This window comes from Parabacteroides sp., from assembly GCF_977054455.1.
Genome location: NZ_CDRTCT010000021.1, coordinates 82,553 through 104,068 on the forward strand (window position 1 = coordinate 82,553; position 21,516 = coordinate 104,068).

The 21,516-nt window shown below is 43.8% G+C and carries 16 protein-coding genes; 8 read left to right on the plus strand and 8 right to left on the minus strand.

From position 1 onward, the window contains the following. Positions 1-102: 102 nt before the first annotated feature. From ACW6QF_RS12040 to ACW6QF_RS12075, 8 genes are all read right to left on the minus strand, one after another. Entirely contained in the window at positions 103-2,178 is a 2,076-nt protein-coding gene (locus tag ACW6QF_RS12040) for a DNA topoisomerase 3 (protein ID WP_456088008.1), read from the minus strand. Positions 2,179-2,348: 170 nt separating this feature from the next. Then, entirely contained in the window at positions 2,349-3,122 is a 774-nt protein-coding gene (locus ACW6QF_RS12045) for a prephenate dehydrogenase (protein ID WP_298549537.1), read from the minus strand. A gap of 97 nt (positions 3,123-3,219) precedes the next feature. Continuing rightward, positions 3,220-4,287, minus strand: coding sequence for a bifunctional 3-deoxy-7-phosphoheptulonate synthase/chorismate mutase type II (locus ACW6QF_RS12050; protein WP_298549536.1), 1,068 nt, complete (start codon positions 4,285-4,287; stop codon positions 3,220-3,222). A 43-nt stretch (positions 4,288-4,330) separates the two neighbouring features. Next, on the minus strand, positions 4,331-5,539 hold the full coding sequence (locus ACW6QF_RS12055; RefSeq protein WP_456088009.1) for a pyridoxal phosphate-dependent aminotransferase: 1,209 nt from the start codon (positions 5,537-5,539) through the stop codon (positions 4,331-4,333). Beyond that, the gene (locus tag ACW6QF_RS12060; protein ID WP_298549533.1) at positions 5,514-6,359 is read right to left on the minus strand and encodes a prephenate dehydratase; all 846 of its coding nucleotides are present in this window, start codon (positions 6,357-6,359) and stop codon (positions 5,514-5,516) included. Before ACW6QF_RS12060 ends, ACW6QF_RS12055 begins: the two co-directional genes overlap by 26 nt. A gap of 291 nt (positions 6,360-6,650) precedes the next feature. Beyond that, on the minus strand, positions 6,651-6,998 hold the full coding sequence (locus tag ACW6QF_RS12065) for a hypothetical protein (protein ID WP_456088010.1): 348 nt from the start codon (positions 6,996-6,998) through the stop codon (positions 6,651-6,653). Positions 6,999-7,794: 796 nt separating this feature from the next. Next, positions 7,795-8,208: a hypothetical protein gene (locus ACW6QF_RS12070; RefSeq protein WP_456088011.1), complete on the minus strand. Its 414-nt coding sequence runs from the start codon at positions 8,206-8,208 to the stop codon at positions 7,795-7,797. A gap of 57 nt (positions 8,209-8,265) precedes the next feature. Continuing rightward, positions 8,266-9,192, minus strand: coding sequence for a hydrogen peroxide-inducible genes activator (locus ACW6QF_RS12075; RefSeq protein WP_456088012.1), 927 nt, complete (start codon positions 9,190-9,192; stop codon positions 8,266-8,268). A 392-nt stretch (positions 9,193-9,584) separates the two neighbouring features. On the opposite strand from ACW6QF_RS12075, the gene ACW6QF_RS12080 reads away from it, so the two are divergent. From ACW6QF_RS12080 to ACW6QF_RS12115, 8 genes are all read left to right on the plus strand, one after another. Then, positions 9,585-10,217 (plus strand): lanthionine synthetase LanC family protein, encoded by a 633-nt coding sequence (locus tag ACW6QF_RS12080; protein WP_456088013.1) that lies wholly within the window; start codon positions 9,585-9,587, stop codon positions 10,215-10,217. Continuing rightward, entirely contained in the window at positions 10,214-11,422 is a 1,209-nt protein-coding gene (locus tag ACW6QF_RS12085) for a TIGR04157 family glycosyltransferase (protein WP_456088014.1), read from the plus strand. The genes ACW6QF_RS12080 and ACW6QF_RS12085 overlap by 4 nt, the downstream gene beginning before the upstream one ends. Then, positions 11,419-12,981: a vitamin K epoxide reductase family protein gene (locus tag ACW6QF_RS12090; protein ID WP_456088015.1), complete on the plus strand. Its 1,563-nt coding sequence runs from the start codon at positions 11,419-11,421 to the stop codon at positions 12,979-12,981. Before ACW6QF_RS12085 ends, ACW6QF_RS12090 begins: the two co-directional genes overlap by 4 nt. Positions 12,982-13,106: 125 nt before the next feature. After that, positions 13,107-13,304, plus strand: coding sequence for a bacteriocin (locus tag ACW6QF_RS12095; RefSeq protein WP_456088016.1), 198 nt, complete (start codon positions 13,107-13,109; stop codon positions 13,302-13,304). Between the two features lie 60 nt (positions 13,305-13,364). Then, positions 13,365-16,070 (plus strand): hypothetical protein, encoded by a 2,706-nt coding sequence (locus ACW6QF_RS12100; RefSeq protein WP_456088017.1) that lies wholly within the window; start codon positions 13,365-13,367, stop codon positions 16,068-16,070. Between the two features lie 147 nt (positions 16,071-16,217). Further along, the gene (locus ACW6QF_RS12105; protein WP_456088021.1) at positions 16,218-18,677 is read left to right on the plus strand and encodes a glycoside hydrolase family 127 protein; all 2,460 of its coding nucleotides are present in this window, start codon (positions 16,218-16,220) and stop codon (positions 18,675-18,677) included. Between the two features lie 8 nt (positions 18,678-18,685). Further along, positions 18,686-20,659: a glycoside hydrolase family 127 protein gene (locus ACW6QF_RS12110; RefSeq protein WP_456088018.1), complete on the plus strand. Its 1,974-nt coding sequence runs from the start codon at positions 18,686-18,688 to the stop codon at positions 20,657-20,659. Positions 20,660-20,792: 133 nt separating this feature from the next. Beyond that, positions 20,793-21,281, plus strand: coding sequence for a Dps family protein (locus ACW6QF_RS12115; RefSeq protein WP_298549517.1), 489 nt, complete (start codon positions 20,793-20,795; stop codon positions 21,279-21,281). Positions 21,282-21,516 lie beyond the last annotated feature (235 nt).

Here is a 21,516-nt window from a genome sequence, read left to right on the forward strand (position 1 = left end):
ATCGTTTGCAGGAACCAATGGTTGAGAGTATCATGCGAGACAATCAATTACAAATATTGACTGTCTGGGATAATTGAATGAATCCGGACACATTAAATCGTATTATTTCCCAATCCCGCTAATTACCTTTATCAATTCCTCATCCGATAGTCCGTCGCCGTATGTGGCGTAGTCCATGCGGAAGGTGCAACCATTCTTATATTCGGAACAGCCGTAAGCGGTTTTGCCACGCAGGATGCCGCCTTTTTTGCAGATAGGGCATACCGGCTTTGCGGGAGCGGTTGTTTCTTCCGGCTGACCGGCAGTCTTTTCTTTTTTGGCACGCGGCTTGCGCGGTTTCTTTTCTTTCGGTTCTTTTTCGGCTTGGGGCTTTTCCGGAGCAGCCTGCTCGATCGTGATGGTGCGTCCGGTCTGGTCGGAGAGGACGTTGATCACTACCTGATGGACCATCTGCTTGAGTTCTTCCAAAAAAGTACGGGCTTCATAAGTGCCCCGTTCGATCTGCCGGAGTTTCTTTTCCCAGAGACCGGTCAGTTCAGCGCTTTTCAACAGCTCTTCCTGTATCGTGCCGATGAGTTCCACACCGGTAGCCGTGGGGAAGAGATTCTTACGTTCCTTGCGGATATAATTACGTTTGAACAACGTCTCGATGATGGCGGCACGGGTGGAAGGACGGCCTATGCCGTTTTCCTTCAATGCGTCTCGCAATTCGTCATTGTCCACGAGTTTACCCGCGGTTTCCATGGCGCGGAGCAATGTCGCTTCGGTGTAAGGTTTGGGCGGCTGTGTCCATTTTTCGCCTAATGTCGGTTTGTGGGGGCCGCTTTCTCCTTTTACGAAATCCGGCAGTACGCCTTCTTCGTCTGAAGGTTCGGCATCCGGATCCTTTTGTTCGGCACCGAACACGATGCGCCATCCCGGTTTCAGAATCTGTTTGCCTGTTACTTTGAAATCGACTTTGCCGACTTTACCCAGTACCGTAGTTGTCGAGATTTCGCAATCCGGATAGAAAGCCGCGATGAAACGGCGGGCCACCAGGTCGTACACTTTCCGTTCGTTGTCTGTCAGGTTACGTGCCGGTACGCCGGTCGGGATGATGGCATGGTGGTCCGTCACCTTCGAGTTGTCGAATACACGTTTGTCTTTCCGGATCTTTGCCTTCAGCAATGGAGCTGTCAGATCGGCATAGTCGACCAAGCCGCTAAGCGTGTTGGGAACTTTCGGATAAATGTCGTCACTCAGGAAAGTGGTATCGACACGCGGGTAGGTCGTCACCTTCTTTTCGTATAGCGACTGGATCAACTTCAACGTCTCGTCTGCCGTGAAAGCAAATTTCTTATTGCATTCCACCTGCAACGAAGTCAGGTCGAAAAGGCGGGGAGCATATTCCTTACCCTTCTTTTCAGATATGTCGGTGACGATGAAATCCTCTTGCCGGACTATTTCCAGGAAGGCTTCCCCTTCTTCTTTCTTCGTGAATTTGCCTTTGGTGGCCGAGAAGGTCGTATTTCGGTAAACTGTCTTCAGTTCCCAATAGGGTTCCGGCTTGAAGTTGTCTATTTCAGCTTGCCGGTTTACGATAAGTGCAAGGGTAGGCGTCTGCACCCGTCCGATAGAGAGCACTTGTCGGTTTTGTCCGTAGCGGAGCGTGTAAAGGCGTGTCGCGTTCATCCCTAACAGCCAGTCACCGATGGCGCGGGAAAGACCGGCCTCATACAACTTGGTGAAATCGGACTGTTCTTTCAAGTGTTGGAAACCTTCGCGGATCGCTTCTTCGGTCAACGAAGATATCCACAGGCGGTAGACCGGGCATTTGCAACCGGCCTTTTGCATGACCCAACGCTGGATCAGTTCTCCTTCCTGGCCGGCATCCCCGCAGTTGATGACCATTTCGGCGTTCTGCATCAGCTCTTCGATCGTTTTGAATTGCTGTTCGTATGTGGGGTTGCTGATCAGCTTGATCCCGAACCGGGGCGGGATCATCGGGAGGGAAGCCAGGCTCCATCGTTTCCAGTTGTCCGAATAATCGTTGGGTTCTTTAAGAGTGCACAGATGACCGAAAGTCCAGGTTACCTGATACCCGTTTCCTTCAATATACCCGTTCATCTTTTTTGTTGCCCCGAGAACTTCTGCAATTTCGCGTGCTACACTGGGCTTTTCAGCTATACATACCTTCATCCGTAAAACACTCTTTTTTGAAATAAGCATACAAAAGTACGTTTTCCCGGTGACTTTCCGAAATCATCTGTATGATTTTACCTTGTCTTCGTTATCTTTGGTCCCGTATCCGGCCTGCTGACCGGATGCGTGAAAACTGATAATCTGACCTCCGATCAGGAGGCAGGTGTTTATTCGATATTCTTCCTGATTTTTGTCAGGTATTCCTTCATCCCTTCCGAATCCTTGTCTTTGATGATGCCCTGCAAGATGTCCAGTTCTTCCTGGATGCGTGCGATCTGATGAGGCGTACGCGGGTTGAAAAGGATTTCCGTCAAGAGATAATCATCTTCTGAAAGAAGACCTCTGGCGATCTTCATATGACGTTTGAAGGTTGTACCCGGAGCATCCTGGTGCTTCATCGTGGCAGCGAATACCATTGTAGATGCAAACGGAATTCCGAGCGAGTAGGCCACGACTTTGTCATGTTCCTCGAAAGTATATTCGCAGATATGCAGGCGCAGGCTGGAATAGATATCTTTGAAGAATATTTTCCCCAGATGATCCCCTTCGGAGATAATGATCGTATTCTCTTTTTCCAGTTGTCCCAGGTTTGCGAATGTCGGGCCAAACATCGGGTGGGTGGAAACATACGGGAAACCGCATGTCTCGTAAAATTCCTTCAGATGCGTCTTGACCGATGCGATATCCGAGATGATGCAGTAGGGTTGCAGGTAAGGCATGACATTCTTGAACGCTTCGATCGTATAGCTTAATGTCACGCAGTTGATGACTAATTCAGGTTTGAACTCGGCTACTTCTTCCGGCTTCTGCAGGCGAAGGGCGTTATAAATGAAACGCATCCGCTTCGGATCGTTTTCAAGCACGGCTACTTCATGTTCAAAACTAAGCAAATCGGTGAAGAAAGATCCCATCTTCCCTGCACCTAATATCAGTATTTTCATTATTAATAATTTTTCAATGTGATAATGTGCCAATAATAACGTGCCAATGTGCCAATGAAACATGCCTTCTGATTGACACATTGGCAAATTATTATTATTATTCATTCATGATGATCATCTGTTGGCGTACGGATTCTTCATGGATTTCTTTCAGGATTTCTTTTACAAAGTCCGTGTTCAGTTCCATCTGTTCACCCATATTGGAACGCTTTTCCAGAATCTCGCTGTATCGCGGTGATTGCAGGATCGGCATATTGTGTTCTTTTTTATACACGCCGATCTCGCGGGAGATACGCATACGTTTAGCCAGCAACTCCAATAATTGTTCGTCGATACCGTCTATCTGGCGACGGAGTTCGGCCAGGTTTTCCGTTGTCTGGTTGGAGTCGCGGATAACCAGTAAATTCAGAACGTAATCCAATACATCCGGCGTGATCTGCTGTGAAGCGTCGCTCCAGGCGCAATCCGGGTTACAATGCGATTCGATGATCAAACCGTCGAAACTCAAGTCCATAGCCTGCTGGCAAAGAGGTGCGACCAGTTCGCGTTTGCCTCCGATATGGCTCGGATCGCAGAAGATCGGCAGGTTCGGCATGCGGCGGCGAAGCTCGATAGGAATATGCCAGAGCGGTAGGTTACGGTACATCTTTTTATCGTACGAGCTGAAACCGCGGTGGATGGCACCCAGGCGACGGATACCGGCACCGTAGAGACGCTGGAAAGCACCGATCCACAACTCCAAGTCCGGATTGACCGGGTTCTTGATCAATACAGGAACGTCCACGCCTTTCAGAGCATCGGCGATTTCTTGTACGGCGAACGGGTTAACCGTTGTACGGGCGCCGATCCACAACACGTCGATCCCTGCTTTCAATGCTTCGAACACATGGTCTTTCGTTGCCACTTCGGTAGCCACGTACATACCTGTTTCCTTTTTTACCCGTTTCAACCATTGTAGGCCTTCTGCACCGATTCCTTCGAATCCACCCGGTTTGGTACGAGGTTTCCAGATTCCTGCTCGGAACAGCTTGATGCCTTTGTCGGCGATTCCTTTTGCTGTTTCCATTACCTGCTCTTCTGTCTCTGCGCTACACGGACCGGCGATTACGACAGGGCGTTGCGGGTCTACACCGGGTAACATGATTGATTCTAATTCCATTTCCATGACTGTATGATGATTTATGATTTATAATTTATGATTTATGAGATTATGATTTGATGGCGACGCATAAATCATTAATCTTTTTTACTCTCATTAGCGCTTCTTCCAAAGTCTCGTTTTTGCAACAGAGCGAGATGCGGATGTAACGTTCGCCCTGGCTGCCGAAGATGAATCCCGGTGTCAGGAATACATTGGCTTCGTACAGGACCCGGTCGGCTATCGCTTCGCTGCCTTTTGCCTCGGCGGGGATTTTTCCCCAGAGGAACATGCCCACCTGCTTTTCGTCATATTCGCATCCCAACGTATGCATGATCTGTCCGGCGAGGTCGCGCCGGCTGCGGTAGACGCGGTTCATGTTGTCGTACCATTCTTTCGGGGCGCTCAACGCTTCGACGGCTGCGTGTTGCATCGGCTTGAACTGTCCGGAGTCGATATTGCTTTTCACTTTAAGGATCCACTGTACGAACTGGGCGTTGGAGGCGAGCATCGCCATACGCCAGCCCGGCATGTTGTGCGCCTTGCTCATGGAGTTCATTTCGATACAGATGTCTTTGGCTCCCGGTACGGACAGGATGCTCAACGGATGCTCGTTCAGGATGAAGCTGTATGGATTGTCGTTGCAGATGATAATCCCGTGCTTTTTTCCGAAAGCGACCAGCTTCTCGTACAGTTCCATGCTGGCATTTGCCCCTGTCGGCATATTCGGGTAGTTGGTCCACATCAGTTTGACGTTCGAGAGGTCCATTTTTTCCAGCTCTTCGAAATCCGGTTGCCAGCCCAGTTCTTCTTTCAGTTCGTAAGGGATCAGGTTGGCTTCAACCAGTTTGCTTACCGAACTGTAGGTCGGATAACCCGGATTGGGAACCAACACGCCGTCGCCCGGATTCAGGAATGCCAGCGAGATATGCAGGATTCCCTCTTTGGAACCGATCAACGGCTGGATTTCCGTTTTCGGATCGAGATCGACGTCATACCATTTCTTATACCAGTCGGCGAAACCTTTACGCAGTTCGGGAATGCCTACATACGGCTGATAGCCGTGTTCGTTCGGCTGACGAGCATGTTCACACAAAGTCTCGATGGTCCGTTCCGAAGGAGGAAGGTCGGGACTGCCTACGCCGAGGTTGATCACGTTTTTGCCTGTGGCATTCATTTCGGCTACTTCTTTCAGTTTCCTGGAAAAGTAGTATTCCTGTACGCTACCTACACGGTTAGCGGGTGCAATTGTTTTACACACTTTGTTTTCCTTCTGCATATTCGCCTAATATTTTTAAGTCTTTTGTCAACGGTCTAATAGCATCCAATGCCTGTTTGTAGCGCAGATAATCTGTAAATGTCAGATTGATATAGAACAGATATTCCCATTCGCGTCCGATGATCGGCAAGGATTGTATTTTGGAAAGATTCATGTCGTAGAAAGAGAGGACGGAGAGAACTTTGGAGAGGCTGCCGGCTGTGTGGGGGAGGGCGAAAACGACGGATGCTTTGTTTTTGTCTTCACCTTTGAGCATCTCGTCTGCCGTCCATCGGTCGGCGATTGCCAGGAAGCGGGTGAAGTTGCGTTTGTTGGTTTCGATCCCTTCGGCCAAGACTTCCATGTTGTAGATCTGGGCGGCCAATTTTCCGCAGATGGCGGCGTGTCCTTTCAGCTGGTTTTCCGAAATCCACCGGGCGCTCATGGCGGTGTCTTCCTTTTCGACCACTTTTGCATTGGGCAGCGTATCGAGGAAATCGGTACATTGCATCAAGGCGATCGGGTGGGAGTTGACCTCTTTGACATCGTGGATATTGGTCCCCGGAAGTGCAACCAGCGAGTGGGAGATACGCAGTTTGTATTCACCGATAATTTGTAAACCGCTTTCGCGGATCAACTCGTGGTTTTGCAACAAGCTGCCTGCGATTGTATTTTCGATCGCCATCATTCCTAAAATGGAAGGATCTTTCTTGATGGTCGAAATAACATCTCTGAATGTATTGCAACCGATAATTTCAATCTCTTCACCTTCGAAATAATTACGGGCGGCTATGTCGTGATACGAACCGGCTATTCCCTGGATTGCTACTTTCTTTTTCATCTTCTCTTTATCTATTAATTTTCAATTCTCAATTTTCAATCACAAAAAAAGTCCCACCGAAACCGGCAGGACTTCATATTTTGTTATTGATATATACATTCATTCATCAACGCTTCACATACAAACTCCTGCCTTCACTCTGCTAAAGTAAAAGTAATAAAAGTAATATGTAAAGCTAAATCGATTCATTTTGTCTCTTTGTTTTTAAATACGCAGCAAAAGTAACGCTTTTTTGGAAACTACAAGCATAAAGTGATAATTTTTTTCATTACATCCGAAATATTTATTCCGTCAGGGTTGTCTTCTTAGCCAGATAGACATGAATCGGTCGTATATCATGTATCCTTTTGCCGACTTGTAGGCAATCTCTCTATCAATCAGTTTTCCTAATGCCGTGTTCACGCTGCTGGCGGCTTTCAGCTTGTATTTCGAGATGAATTTTCCGGAGTTTATTTCGGCTACGGTTCCCTCTTTCGCTATCGCTTTCATTAATTTGGCCGCCATTCCGAAATAGACTGCTATCAGATTTTGGTATCCATAGACACCTTCGTCCGTCAGTTCCTGTATGGTGCGATTGGTGAATGTTTTGTCTGTTATATCTGTGTCATAACCGTATAATCTGTTTATCAGTGCCTGCATATACCTGGTATGTCCTTCAAACTCGTCATACATATAATAGAACGTGACACTGTCGAATTTCCGGTTTACCTCTTGGAAGAAATGACAGGTAAAGTCGTAGTACTCTTCCTTCCGGCAAAGATAAAGCGGGCATTGGGAACAAATTGGATATAAGAACGTAGCAGGGCTTCGACCCCTTTTTCCGGATATTCGTCAATCTGCTGAAATTCGTCAATTGTGAAAGTTAATAAAGCGAAGGTAAAAAGAAATGTGCTATGAAAAACGAGTACTTGATATCTTTATGCGTGCTATTTTTATATTTTGCAATCTTCACTTTTCCCTAATTCAAGCTTCTGGAGTGAAAAGCGAGTGAGATTAGGCGAGGTTTTGGAAATGGTCTAAATCATTTTTCAAATCATCTGAATGTTTTCTTGAAACTATTGGGATGATTTCGGGCAGTTATACTGATGATTGCTGAAAATGATTTAGATCATTGGAGGAAAGTGGTTCGAGAAAACGAAAAAGTTGTCCTGTCTTTCTTGGATAATATGTTTTCAAGCAGTTTTTTAAGGTTGAAAGAGCTATAAAAAGGAATGAATCCCAATTGTCTTCCTGATGAAAAAAGAACCTTTTTGCTGACGATCTTCCGGGGATGACCTGCATAAAAGTCAAATCGATCAACGTTGTGTCACATAAATTGGCAAAAGAATAACTTATTGCCGGACCTTAACTCCCGGAGAATCGTTTCTATAGCTTCTTTCCTTGCCTTCTACACTTGCACGACAAAGAAAAGGCAGTTGTTTTATCATTTTGTAAATTACTTCTCCTTTTGCGGTTTGGTGACTGTGAATTTGGAATACTTTTCATATTGGCTTCCTCGGCTGAAGACATCCGGCAAATGTTTGGCGGCGAACCGTAATTTTTCTTCATCTGTATGGAAGTCTTCCCCTTCGCAATATCTTTCTATGGTTGCGGCTGCCCCAATAAGAGCGTTCTTTTGAGATTCTGTCACGATCGGCAGTTCGGCGAAGTCCGTCTCAATCACGTTTTGGGGATTTACAGGCGCAATTATAAAGATTTTTTCGTCACATTCTCCTTCTTTCAACCGGAATAGCCGGTACTGTTCATCTGTAAGTTCAAGGAAATCTTCTTCCTGAGGAATAAATCCCAATTGGAATATAGACTGGAGTGCTTGCCCTCCCAAACCGAATAATAAATCAAAAACATCCATAGTGTAAATTTTATTATAGTCAATTAGACAATCCGATGATAAACAAGGTGGTCTTTTTCAGACCACCTTCAATCCCGCTTGCAGCGTACGCATTTCTTTTGGAACGGATTTCCGGATACTTTCGATCAGAATACTTGAAACCGAATGCCGGATAAAATCCTTGCGGGTTATCCAGACGATTTCGCGTGCCGGTTTGGGGATGGCGAACGGGCGTACCAGTTCTTTTTGCTGTTCGCTTAACTGATAGGTAGCCAACTCCGGAATGAAAGTGACGCCATTGCCGCTTTCTACCATACGCATAAAAGTTTCCAGGCTTCCCAGGCGGTAAGCTGCCTGACGGAGTTTGACTTTTTCCATTTGGCAGAAACGCATCAGCTGGTCACGGAAACAATGCCCTTCATCCAACAGCCAAAGACGTTCGTCGCTGATGTCTGCGGAACGGACCATCTCTTTCTTGAACACGTTTTCGTTGCGGGCTACATAAGCATAAAACTGTTCGTAGTATAGGAGGTCTCCCTGTAGCTGCATCTCCGTCGGTTGGTTCGCAATAATGGCGGCGTCTATCTCGCCGTTGAGGAGAGCTTTCATTGTAGGGGCCGTTTGCATTTCCAGGATGCGGATGTCCAGATCGGGGTGCTTCTCCGATATTTGCTGGAAAAAGCGGGGGAGCAGATAAGGAGCGATCGTCGGTAATACGGCGAGGCGGAACGTGCCTTTCAAAGATTGCTCTTCTTCGTTTACGATATCTTTAATCAGAGAAGTCTGGTAGAGGACGACGCGTGCTTGGTCGATCACCTTACGGCCGGCAGGGGTAGGGCAGACCGGCTGGATATTTCGATCGAAAAGCTTCACGCCCAGTTCATCTTCCAGTTTCTGGATCATCATGCTTAATGTCGGTTGAGTTACGCGGCAATGTTCTGCAGCTTTGGCAAAATGGCGGTAGGTGTCTACAGCCAGGATGTATTCGAGTTGTTGTATATTCATATTCTTTGCTTTAATAGTCACGAAGGTAGGAAAAAAAACGTGAAATACACATTTATTTCGATTATTTTGTCGAGGTTGTCTACTTAGCCGTATAGACATAAATCGGTCGAATATCATATATCCATTACCAACTTGTAGATGTCTATTTATCAATTAGTTTTGCTAATGCCGTGTTCGCGTTGCTGGTGACTTTTCTATTTGTGCATGATCATATAACATGTTTAACCGTGTCTGTAAATATTAGGTATGTCCTTCAAACTCACCATACTTATCTTATGTTCAAATTATCAAATTTATTCATTCTTGATTTTTTTGTGGAAAATTGGTGTGGTTATTCTGTTTTTTTGTATTATTGCAATATGTAATAATTGGTTGGCTTTTATCTAATATTTATGAGTGAAGCGGAACGAAGTACAAGATTGACAAATATTGCAGATTATCTGATTGTTAATGCCAGTTTCTTGAATGATATAGGATTGTATCATGGAAAAATGGGGATTAGCTTGTTTTTTGCGTATTGTGCATCCTATTTTCAGAATGATATATATAATGACTTCGCAAAGGTCTTGTTAATGGAGGTCAGTGATGAAATATCTGAAGACATGAATATGAGTTTTGAAAATGGGATTTCAGGAATAGCATGGGGAATACTCTGTCTATGGGAAAAAGGCCTTATATCTGGGAATTTGAATGATTTATTGAAAGATATAGATTGTAGAATGATGGAAATTGATTTGTTAAGACTATCAAACTATTCTTTGCAGAAGGTTGGTAAAGGCATTTCTTGTTACATAAAATATCGTTTAAGATTAGTTGATGATGATATTGAAAAGACTTCGTTCGACAAACTATATATATCGGAATGGATAGAGATGAGAAAGAAACTAACGGAGTTGGATGATATGTCGCTTGCAAGTATTGTTTCAATGAATCAATTTAAATATGATTTATTAACCAGTCGGGTCTGGAAACTTGGTTTGCAAGATGGCTGTGCTGGTTATGGGCTTAATTTGATTATGTTATGAAAAAGGTTTATTTGCTTTTGGAAAATAATAGGTCATCTTTATATGGCATTGGCACTTATGCTACTCAAATTTCTCGATTGGTAGAATATTGTAACAGTATTTCATTCAGTATAGTCCGACTACATGCAAATGTGAATTTTCCAATTGTGAAAAAACATGATTCATATATGGAATATTCAATACCAGATAGTAATGTCTATGGTGTTAAGAATGATTCTATCTATTATAGAAATATATGTTTTGTCTTGCAAAGATATATACATAGAGGTGAAGGTGTGGATGTGATTTTTCATTTGAATTATTATCAACAATATTATTTGATAGATTATTTAAAAGAATGGTTTGTTGGATGTAAAATAGTTTTCACTATTCATTATCAAGAATGGTGTTTCTTCTTGAATGGAAATACAGATTTGTATAAAAAAATTTTGCACCAAGAAATATTGGGATATGATCAAATCTTGGACTGGTACAAAGGGGAGTGTAGTTTGTTTGAAAAAGTTGATAAAATAATTTGTTTATCAGCTTATACAAAAAGATTGTTAATAGATGAATATCCTGTTACTGAAGATAAAATATCACTTGTTTATAATGGACTTTTTGATGAATATCAAGTTACAACAAATGAATATAGGCATGCTGTGAAAAAGAAGTATTGTCTGCCAGTTGATAAAAAAGTAATATTGTTTGTTGGAAGACTGGATGAAATAAAGGGTGTGGAATTTTTGATTTCTGCCTTCTTGAAATTGCAAGAAGGAATTGATGATTCAATATTGGTAATAATAGGGGATGGAAATTATTCTAAATATTTAGAATTAAGTCGCTATTGTTTGAGTAAAATATTTTATACAGGACGTCTAAATAAAAATGAATTATATGATTTTTATCGTATTGCAGATATCGGTGTTATGCCTTCAATGCACGAACAATGTAGTTTTGTTGCAATTGAGATGATGATGTTTAATATTCCTTTAATTATATCTACTACTACAGGTCTAAATGAGATGATGGAGAGAGAATATAATATAAGAGTATATAGTAAAGGTGATTCGATGGAAATTTCTTCTGTGGAGTTGACTGAAAAAATTAAAAAAATATTGAATATGTATGATGTGATTAATCGAAAATGTAGGGATAAATATTTGAAATTATATACGCTTGATAAAATGATGTCAAATATGAAAAATATATACTTGAGTTTATGAAAAAGATTAGTGATAATATATTAATAGCTACTCTTCAGTTATTGAAAGTAAAACATACAGAATATTATTCTCGTAATTATTATGAAAATCATCCGTATAAATATAATTTGTATGGTCTATCTATGATGTTTGATCATTATGGGGTAGATAATGTTGCATTGCAATTGGAACCTCAGCGTCTTTTAGCAATAAAAACTCCTTTTATTGCTTTTGTTGATAATGACTTTGTAGTTGTTTTTGATAAAACTGATATAATGGTTAGTTTCTATTGGAGAGGAAAAGATATAACTATTAGAAAAGAGCAATTTTTTAAAATTTGGTCGGGAATAGTACTCTTGTTAGATCCTGATTTAGAAAAAAGTGGTGAACCTGATTATTGGATGCATCAAAAAGAAATTTATTTTTCGATAGTTGCTAATCTATTGTTATGTTTTTGTTTTATTGCTTTTTCTTTAATTGTTTATTCAAAGCAACAAGCATTAGTTGATTTGAAAATGAATATGTTGCTTCTTTTAAATGTATTGGGAATTATATTTACTTATGTTCTTGTATATAAGCAGTTATATAAAAATGAAAAATGGGTTGATAGAGTTTGTTCCTTGTTTAAGGGTGCTGATTGTAATTCTGTATTAGATTCTCCAGCTTCCAAAGTGCTTAATTCCTCGTTTACATGGAGTGAAGTAGGTATTAGTTTTTATGTTTCAAATGTGGTAATTTTGTTGCTATTTCCATATTTTTATTGGGGTGTTGTAATTATAAATGCAATAATATTACCATATTCATTTTGGAGTATATGGTATCAAAGATACAAAGTAGGTCAATGGTGTATATTGTGCATTCTTTCTCAATCTGTATTTTGGTTGACATCTATTTATCATTATCAGCTTGGTTTTTTTTCTTTAGATTCAGTTTCTATATTAGATATAGTTCCTTTGTTTTTCCTTTATTTGTTGGTGTTGCTTTGTGTGAGGAAAATTGTACATACTTATGAAAAAATTGAAAGTTTAAAATATCAAGAGAGAAAAGTTAATAGTATAAGGTTGAAGGAAGAAGTATTTTCTATTCTATTAAATGAAGAGAAGAGATATGATGTATGTAATTCATCTTCATTAGTGTGGGGCGATATAACTGCTAATATTCAAATATTATTGGTTACTAATCCATATTGTTACCCGTGTGCTAAAATGCATAAAATAGTAGATAATATTTTTAGATTAATTGGTGATAAAATTTGTCTTAGATATGTGTTGTCCTCTTTTAATAACAATTTAGAAGAAACGAATAAATTACTTATTGCGATGTATATGCATACAGATTCTAATATCTCATTTGATCTGTTTTGTAACTGGTATGATAATTTGCATAGACAGGATATCGGTTTTTTGAGAGAGTATGAAAATAAGATAGATAATGTAGTTCAAGAAGAGTTTTTTCGGCAAAAAAAGTGGTTGTTTGATAATGCAGTATCCGTTTCTCCATTGCTTATTGTTAATGGATTTAAGTTTCCAGAGTATTATTCAATTGAAGATTTGAAGTATTTTTTGGAGATAGATGTTTAGATTTTTTAAAAAATGAAGAATAAATGTATTGTTTGTTAATGTCTTTAAATCTTGTTTAAATATAATGTTTAATTTAAATTTTAAAGCGTATGAGTTTTTTAAGTAACATGAAAGATTCCTTATCAATGGATGAGAGAATTTTGACGAAAAAGGAAATGAAAAATATCCAAGGAGGAAGTTCTTATGGATATGGTGTAGATGGCTGTTCGATGACACGTTGCGGTGGTGTTTGTTATTCGGACACGACAGGTTCTGTAAAAGGAAATTGTACTCAATTTGTGGATACGAACGGCTCTCCTGTTTGTAAATGTGTTTATCATTAATCATCTAATGCATTGTGCTTAGTAATGAGTGCAATGCATTTTAAATGAAACGAACGTCTTATGAAGAAGTTGTTATCTTTTGGGATGTTTGTCCTTTTGTCGGCGAGTTGTTATGCTTCCGATACGACCTTGCAGGTCGTGGCCGGTAATTTGAAGCGTTTATACAACTTATATCCCATTGAGAAAATCTATATACATCAGGACCGGACGATCTATCGGGCTGGAGAAACGATGTGGTTGAAAGTATATCAGGATTTTCTTTCCGAAAGTGAAGGCAAAAGTCAAGTTGTTCATCTTCAACTGATCGATGGATATAACCGGTTGGTGCTTGAAAAGCAATGGCCGTTGAGGGATGGGAAGGCGGTAGGTGATGTGCTGCTTCCGGATACACTGCCTACGGGAAACTATCAGTTGCGCGGTTATACGAATTATATGCGGAATTTCGGCGAGGAGCACTTCTTTACGCGTGAGTTGAAGATTGAGGGGCTTGGTGCTTTGTCTCAGATTAAAATAGACTTTTCGGTCAGACAGAATAACGTGTCTGTCCAACTGAACGTACCTTTGAAATTGAGGCAAGAGAAGAAATTACGTTACTGTGTGAGGGTTAATGGCAACGAATCCCGAAGTTATTCATTTGCAGCAGATGAAGCAGGGGATGCCCGATTTGATATTTTGTTGCCGGATGAGGTGAAGAGGGAGGACGAGATTGAGTTTGTGCTGTTTGTGGGTGAGCAGAAACATTCCTATCCGGTCCCATTCAAACAGACGACGGAGCTGGCCTTGCTGCCGGAAGGCGGCTATTGCGTGGAGGGGTTGGTTTCGAAGGTTGCGGTCAAGCTGACCGGTTCGAACGGGAAAGGCTTGGCGGCAAAGGGGTGTATATTGGATTTGACTGATGACGAGGAACGTCCTTTCCATACTTCCGATTTGGGGTTCGGATCGGTTTATTTCCAGCCGGAACCGGGGCACGAATATGTTGCGGTGGTGGATAGTTTGCAGTTGCGAGTTCCTATGCTCGAACCTTTGAAGCAGGGAATCGTCCAACAAATCAGATATTGGAATGGGCGTATGCGCATCATGCTGTCTCAAAATTTGGGTGCGGATGTTCCGGTCTTTCTTCTGATCCATCACCAGGGAATGATTTATTATCATGCCAAACTGCATTTAACAGAGGAAAAGACCGTGATGGATATCGCCTACGACCTACTTCCGGCAGGACCTTTTACAGTCACGCTCTATGATGGGCAGGACCGGGTTTGTAGCGAACGTCTGGCTTTTGTCAAATATCCGGAATGTATGCCGGTTGCCTTGTCTGGCGATAAGGCCTGCTATGGACATCGTGAAAAGGTGACACTTGAAGTCAGGGTTGATAGTCTTTTGCATAGGGCGATGGATGGTGATTTCTCGTTATCGGTTGTACGAAAAGAGTTGGATCCGATTTCAGAGCGGAGCAACTACTACGTGGATTATTATTTGGGAAGCGAGTTGAAGGGGTATATAGAAAACCCGAATTCCTATTTTGAAGAACGGGATTCCTTGTCGTTATCCCGTTTAGACTTGCTGTTGTTGACGCATGGCTGGAGGCGTTATTCATTAAAAAATATATTGCAGGGCGGTTTGCTTGAGATGCCTTATCCGGTCGAACGGAGTTTAGGATTTTCGGGTTGTATTCTGGATGGTATGCGTTTAAAGCCGGAAGAGATGGAGATCAACGCTTTGTTTAAACAAGATACGATTGCCCAGACTTTTACATTCCATCCGGCACGGGGTGGTGTGTTCCGTTTTTCCGGATTCGATTTTACAGGGACGAGCGAGATGTTGCTGTCTGTCACTGACAAGCAGAAGAATGCGCTGGATTTTACATTGATGGAGTCGAAATCTCCCCGGTCTGCCTATTACAGTCCTCTGCTGACCTTGCAGGATTCGTTAGCCCAACTGTCTGTTCGGATGTCCCGGTATGGGAATGTCGGGAAGGTGAAAGATATTGATAAGGTTGTCCATGAATTGCCGGAAGTGACGATCATGAAGCGCAAGAAACACACAAAAAGTTTTAGTCTGCACAATGAGGACTTTGCCAGTCATTCGTATGTGGTGCGCGAGAATGAACATTTTTCCCCGAATAGCATGGCTTCTTTGCTGTCTCGGGTTCCGGGACTGAAGGTCTATCCTTCGCCGGATGGTTTGGGTACGAGAATACGGGTAAACGGTGCTGTAACGACTGGCGGTTTTAGTAGGGGAGGAGGCAGTAGTTCTAACAACTCTAACGAGAATAAAGCCCCGACCCCGGTATTCAAGGGAGCTTCTGCGGGTGCATTGGATCCGGTAATCGTATTGGATGGAGTGATCGACTATATCGGCTATGCATTGCAGATGGATCCGAATCGGGTTAAAAAGGTGGAAGTCCTGGTCGGTACCGCGGCAATGGTTTATACTCGGAACTCTTTTGCCGGCGTGGTGGTAATCCACACGAAGTCGTGGAAAGACCGGATTGACTCGACACCCGTAAAGTCGAAAAACTACCGGTTTGTAGGCTATGACCAGGTGAAAGAGTTCTACTCTCCGGATTATTCGTTGGAGAAAGATCGTTCCGGCTGGGTGGATGAGCGGAACACGTTGTATTGGAATCCTTCGGTGACGCTGAATGGAGAGGGAAAGGCGGAACTTTCTTTTTACACATCGGATATGAAAGGCGAATATGAGGTGATTTGTGAAGGCCGTTCCGGAGGGAAGATCGGAATTGGCCGAGGTGTCATAGTGGTGAAGTAACGGCTGTGTGTAGGTATGCGACGAAAACAAATGCAGGCCGGATGAAATATTTGTGTAAAAAAGACATTTTATTGCCGAAATACTTTTATAAGTCTGAGAAATAGATTTTCTTTGTGCTTGTTAACTGAGATATATAACCTACAACAAATAAAGTCTATGCTGCAAAAATTAGTGTTAGCCATTGGAGTCACGGTTGCCCTTGGCGCCTGCCATTCCACTTCGTATCATTCCGACGAACCTATAGTCGAGGTACCTTTTACAGAGGTGCATGTGACGGATCATTTCTGGGCACCCCGTATCGAGGTGAACCGGACTGTTTCTATCCCTTCCGCTTTCAGGCAATGTGAAGTAAACGGACGTTTCGATAACTTTGCTTTGGCCGGCGGTTTGATCAAAGGAGAACATAAGGGGGATTTTCCCTTCGACGATACCGATCCTTATAAAATCATCGAAGGAGCGTCTTATTCACTTGCCGTTAAATACGATCCGAAGTTGGATGCTTACTTAGACAGTGTCATTACGTTGATCGGAGCGGCACAAGAACCGGACGGCTACCTGACTACCTGTGTGACGAACAAGTGCGAACGGCTGAATCGCTGGTGGGGGACGCACCGTTGGGAAAAGCTGAACAGTCATGAACTATATAACAGCGGCCATCTTTATGAAGCGGCTGTGGCCCATTACCAGGCGACAGGCAAACGCAATCTGCTCGATGTTGCCATAAAAAACGCTGATTTGGTCTGTAAGGATTTCGGGCCGGACGAAGGGCAGAAACATGTACCTTCCGGACATCCGATTATCGAGATGGGACTTGCCAAACTGTATAAAGTGACCGGGGAACGGAAGTATCTGGATATGGCGAAATATTTCGTCGAAGAAACCGGGCGGGGTACGGATGGACATCGCTTGAATGCCTACAGTCAGGATCATAAGCCGATTTTGCAACAGGATGAGATCGTGGGCCATGCTGTCCGTGCCGGTTACCTGTATTCCGGTGTGGCCGATGTCGCTGCATTGACGAAAGATACGGCCTATTTCCATGCGATCTGCCGGATATGGGATAATATGGCGACTAAAAAACTATACATCACGGGAGGGATCGGATCGCGTGCGCAGGGAGAAGGTTTCGGACCGGAATATGAATTGCACAACCATAGCGCCTACTGCGAGACTTGTGCCTCCATTGCCAATGTATATTGGAACCAGCGCATGTTCCTGGCTACGGGAGATGCCAAATATATAGATGTACTGGAACGGGCTTTATATAATGGTGTAATATCAGGCGTATCATTAAGCGGAGACAAGTTTTTCTATGACAACCCTCTTGAATCGATGGGGCAGCACGAAAGGGCTCCCTGGTTCGGCTGTGCCTGCTGTCCGGGTAATGTCACCCGGTTTATGGCCTCTATTCCCAAGTATATGTATGCGACACAGGGAAACAACCTCTATGTGAATTTATATGTGGGTAGCGAAAGCCGGGTTGCTTTGGCGAACGATACGATCACATTGGTTCAGGATACGGAATATCCCTGGGATGGACTGGTCAAATTGACTGTTTCACCGCAAAAGGCCTCTTCTTTCGGCTTGAAACTCCGTATTCCTTCCTGGACAGGTAACGAGCCGGTTCCCGGAAGTGATTTATATACATACGTAAAGAAAGACAGGGAACCTTGTGCCGTTTTTGTAAATGGAACGCCTTTGAAAGAGAAAGCGCATCATGGATATGTCGTGATCGAACGGAAGTGGCAACCGGGCGATGTCGTCGAACTTCGTATGCCGATGGAAGTCCGGCGGGTAAAAGCGCATGAGAAGGTACGGGCGGACGAAGGTTTGCTGGCTGTTGAACGCGGTCCGGTCATGTATTGCCTGGAAGGGGTGGATATGCCTGATCGTCATGTGTTCAACAAATATCTTCTGGAGGATGCCGATTTCACCTGCCAATATGAGAAAGATAAGTTGAATGGTATTGTGGAGCTAAGCACTACGGTGAAGGAATTGGACCGTAATAAAGAAAACGGCGTTGTCTCGGAAACGGAAGTTCCGGTGAAACTGATTCCTTATTCAACTTGGAATAATCGTGGTAATGCCGAGATGGCTGTCTGGATTCCGGCTTCAGCCGATTATGCGAAACCGACACCGGAGCCTGACATCGCTTCCCGTGCGAAGTCTTACACGATTGTCAGTGCGCCGATCCAGAAAGACGGCATTGCCCGTGAACGCCGTGAGTGGTGTTATGGAGTGAATGATCAGTGGGACCCGAAGAGTTCGGATGACATGTCGAAACCTTACTGGTACTTTTGGTTGAAAGAAGGGACGCAGGAATCGATCGAGTATGTGTTCGACCGGCCGGAGACGGTCCGGAATGTCGCGGTGTACTGGCTCGATTTCGATCATTACGATGGAAATTACCGTGTTCCGGCAAGCTGGAAAGTACAGTATAAGGCTGGGGACAACTGGAAGGATGTCGAGGCTAAAGGTGAGTACGGTTGCCGGAAGGATTGTTATAACTCTGTCGACTTTACTCCTGTGAAAACTACCGGATTGAAGCTGGTTATCCAGTTGCAGGAAGGTGAGTCGGGCGGTGTGATCGAATGGAAAGTAAATTGATACTGAATATGAAACGAATCTTATTATTTGCACTTGCCGGAATCAGTTTGGCCGGCGGTGCGCAGACACATGATGGCGGATATCCGATTACGCCTGTACCTTTCACTTCTGTAAAAGTGACCGATAGCTTTTGGGGACAAAGGCTGAAGGCCAGCCGTGAGGTAACGATACCGCTTGCGTTCAGCAAATGCGAGGAGACCGGGCGATATGAAAACTTTACAAAGGCGGCTCATCCTAATAGCGACTATAAGGTGGAAGGCTTCTCGTTCGATGACACGGATGTGTATAAAACAATCGAGGGGGCAAGCTATTCGATGCAGACTTATCCCGACAAGAAGCTGGACAAGTATATCGATAGCGTATTGACGGTAGTAGCGGCTGCACAGGAACCGGACGGTTATCTGTATACCGCCCGTACCATGAACCCGCAGCATCCGCATGAATGGGCGGGAAGCGAACGATGGGAAAAAGTGGAAGACCTGAGCCATGAGTTTTATAATCTGGGACATATGGTCGAAGGAGCTGTCGCACACTATCAGGCAACCGGTAAAAGGACATTTCTGGATGTGGCGATCAAATATGCCGATTGTGTCGAGAAAGCGATAGGCGACAAGCCCGGGCAACTCGTCCGTGTACCGGGACACCAGATTGCCGAGATGGCGCTCTGTAAACTTTATTTGGTGACGGGACAAAAGAAATATCTCGACCTTGCCAAATTCTTTCTTGACAAGCGGGGATATACGCAGCGTAAGGATGCCTACAGCCAGGCGCATAAACCAGTGCTGGAGCAGGACGAGGCAGTCGGGCATGCCGTCCGGGCCGCTTATATGTATTCCGGTATGGCGGATGTGGCCGCTTTGACAGGCGATACGGGATATGTCCATGCGATCGACCGTATATGGGAGAATGTGGTGACGAAGAAATTATATATTACGGGCGGTATAGGCGCCACTAACAATGGGGAAGCCTTTGGCGAGAATTACGAGCTGCCGAATCTGTCGGCCTATTGCGAAACTTGTGCCGCAATAGGGAATGTGTATTGGAACTATCGCCTGTTCCTGCTTCATGGCGAATCCAAATATTATGATGTACTGGAGCGTACCTTATATAACGGACTGATTTCGGGTGTTTCCCTTGAAGGCAACGGATTCTTTTACCCGAACCCGTTGGCATCGACCGGTCAGCATCAGCGTAAACCCTGGTTCGGTTGTGCCTGCTGTCCGTCTAATATTTGCCGATTTATTCCTTCGTTACCGGGGTATATATATGCAGTTCATGACAAAGATGTATATGTCAATCTCTTTATGAGTAATTCTTCCGATTTGAAAGTTGGCGGCAAGAGTTTGAAGCTGACTCAAAGTACCGGATATCCTTGGGACGGTGATATCCGTCTGGATGTGGCTCCTAAAGGCAAGCAAGACTTTACGTTGAAAATCCGTGTCCCGGGTTGGGTAAGAGGCGAAGTGGTTCCGAGTGACCTATATACATTTTCCGACAGTAAACAGTTGGGCTATTCTGTCAAAGTAAACGGCGAACCGGTGGAAAGCAATCTGGACAAAGGCTATTTCTCTGTCACCCGCCAATGGAAGAAAGGGGATGTGGTAGAGGTCCATTTCGATATGGAGCCGCGGACGGTCAAAGCCAACGTGAAGGTGGAAGCCGATCGCGGACGTGTAGCCGTAGAGCGTGGTCCTGTCGTTTACTGTGCCGAATGGCCCGATAATAGCTTTGGTGTCATGAACGTATTAATGAACCGGAAACCTGAATTTACAGTCGAACGCAAATCGGACTTGTTGTACGGCATCGATGAGATCAAAGTGGCGGCTCAGGCTTTGAACTATGGCCGGGACGGGCGCCTGTCTGTCCAAGATGTGACGTTGACTTTGATCCCTTACTATGCTTGGGCACACCGTGGGAAAGGGGAGATGATCGTTTGGTTGCCCCAGGAAGTGAATGCCGTATCTCCGGTATCGGACCGGTAATCCGTTCTGTCGGAAGCGTGATAGAATAGGTCTATTTGCATATAAAAATTATCTGTTTGACAGGCACTTATATCTGATGTATCTTTGCAGTACAAGAAAAACAAAAAGTATAACAATTAAAAAGTAAAGTATTATGAAGACATTAGATTATATCCATTTGGATGCAGTTGCAGCAGGTAAAGTAGTTGAAGCATTACAACAGTTATTGGCCGATTATCAGGTATTCTATACAAACCTTCGTGGTTTTCACTGGAACATCAAGGGACACGGTTTCTTTGTTCTTCACAGCAAATTCGAAGATATGTATAATGATGCCGCCGAAAAGGTGGACGAACTGGCTGAGCGTATCCTGATGTTGGGGGGTGTTCCGGTAAACAAGTTCAGTGAATATCTGAAAGTTGCCAAAGTTAAGGAAGTATCGGGCGTATCTTGTGCAGACGAAGCGTTGGAAAACATTCTGAACACTTACGGCCAGTTTATTGCCGAAGAACGTAAGTTGCTCTCTATGGCTTCCGAATCCGGAGACGAGGCAACAGTAGCATTGATGAGCGATTACCTGAAGGAACAGGAAAAATTGGTTTGGATGTTAGTGGCTTACTCTTCTTGCGACTGTAAGAAATAATAAGTGTGTAAGTAATTAATAATTTATTCGTTGCGTTTGGAAAAGGCGGCCTCGTGAGGAGACCGCCTTTTTGATTTGTGCCCGAACCATACGAAAGTGCGTTTTGGACAATTATCAAAATGACACTACCTACCGGGTAAATCGGATTAATATACCGGGTAAAATAAAAGGGTCTTGTTCACTTTTGCTGCCTTATACACAAATCATCATTCTTTTGAGTAGTTCTATGCTTCCT

What these genes read in the sequence shown, in the direction of transcription:
- ACW6QF_RS12040 (WP_456088008.1), bottom strand. Translation starts at nt 2,178, where the DNA reads ATGAAGGTATGTATAGCTGAAAAGCCCAGTGTAGCACGCGAAATTGCA.
- ACW6QF_RS12045 (WP_298549537.1), bottom strand. Translation starts at nt 3,122, where the DNA reads ATGAAAATACTGATATTAGGTGCAGGGAAGATGGGATCTTTCTTCACC.
- ACW6QF_RS12050 (WP_298549536.1), bottom strand. Translation starts at nt 4,287, where the DNA reads ATGGAAATGGAATTAGAATCAATCATGTTACCCGGTGTAGACCCGCAA.
- ACW6QF_RS12055 (WP_456088009.1), bottom strand. Translation starts at nt 5,539, where the DNA reads ATGCAGAAGGAAAACAAAGTGTGTAAAACAATTGCACCCGCTAACCGT.
- ACW6QF_RS12060 (WP_298549533.1), bottom strand. Translation starts at nt 6,359, where the DNA reads ATGAAAAAGAAAGTAGCAATCCAGGGAATAGCCGGTTCGTATCACGAC.
- ACW6QF_RS12065 (WP_456088010.1), bottom strand. Translation starts at nt 6,998, where the DNA reads ATGCAGGCACTGATAAACAGATTATACGGTTATGACACAGATATAACA.
- ACW6QF_RS12070 (WP_456088011.1), bottom strand. Translation starts at nt 8,208, where the DNA reads ATGGATGTTTTTGATTTATTATTCGGTTTGGGAGGGCAAGCACTCCAG.
- ACW6QF_RS12075 (WP_456088012.1), bottom strand. Translation starts at nt 9,192, where the DNA reads ATGAATATACAACAACTCGAATACATCCTGGCTGTAGACACCTACCGC.
- ACW6QF_RS12080 (WP_456088013.1), top strand. Translation starts at nt 9,585, where the DNA reads ATGAGTGAAGCGGAACGAAGTACAAGATTGACAAATATTGCAGATTAT.
- ACW6QF_RS12085 (WP_456088014.1), top strand. Translation starts at nt 10,214, where the DNA reads ATGAAAAAGGTTTATTTGCTTTTGGAAAATAATAGGTCATCTTTATAT.
- ACW6QF_RS12090 (WP_456088015.1), top strand. Translation starts at nt 11,419, where the DNA reads ATGAAAAAGATTAGTGATAATATATTAATAGCTACTCTTCAGTTATTG.
- ACW6QF_RS12095 (WP_456088016.1), top strand. Translation starts at nt 13,107, where the DNA reads ATGGATGAGAGAATTTTGACGAAAAAGGAAATGAAAAATATCCAAGGA.
- ACW6QF_RS12100 (WP_456088017.1), top strand. Translation starts at nt 13,365, where the DNA reads ATGAAGAAGTTGTTATCTTTTGGGATGTTTGTCCTTTTGTCGGCGAGT.
- ACW6QF_RS12110 (WP_456088018.1), top strand. Translation starts at nt 18,686, where the DNA reads ATGAAACGAATCTTATTATTTGCACTTGCCGGAATCAGTTTGGCCGGC.
- ACW6QF_RS12115 (WP_298549517.1), top strand. Translation starts at nt 20,793, where the DNA reads ATGAAGACATTAGATTATATCCATTTGGATGCAGTTGCAGCAGGTAAA.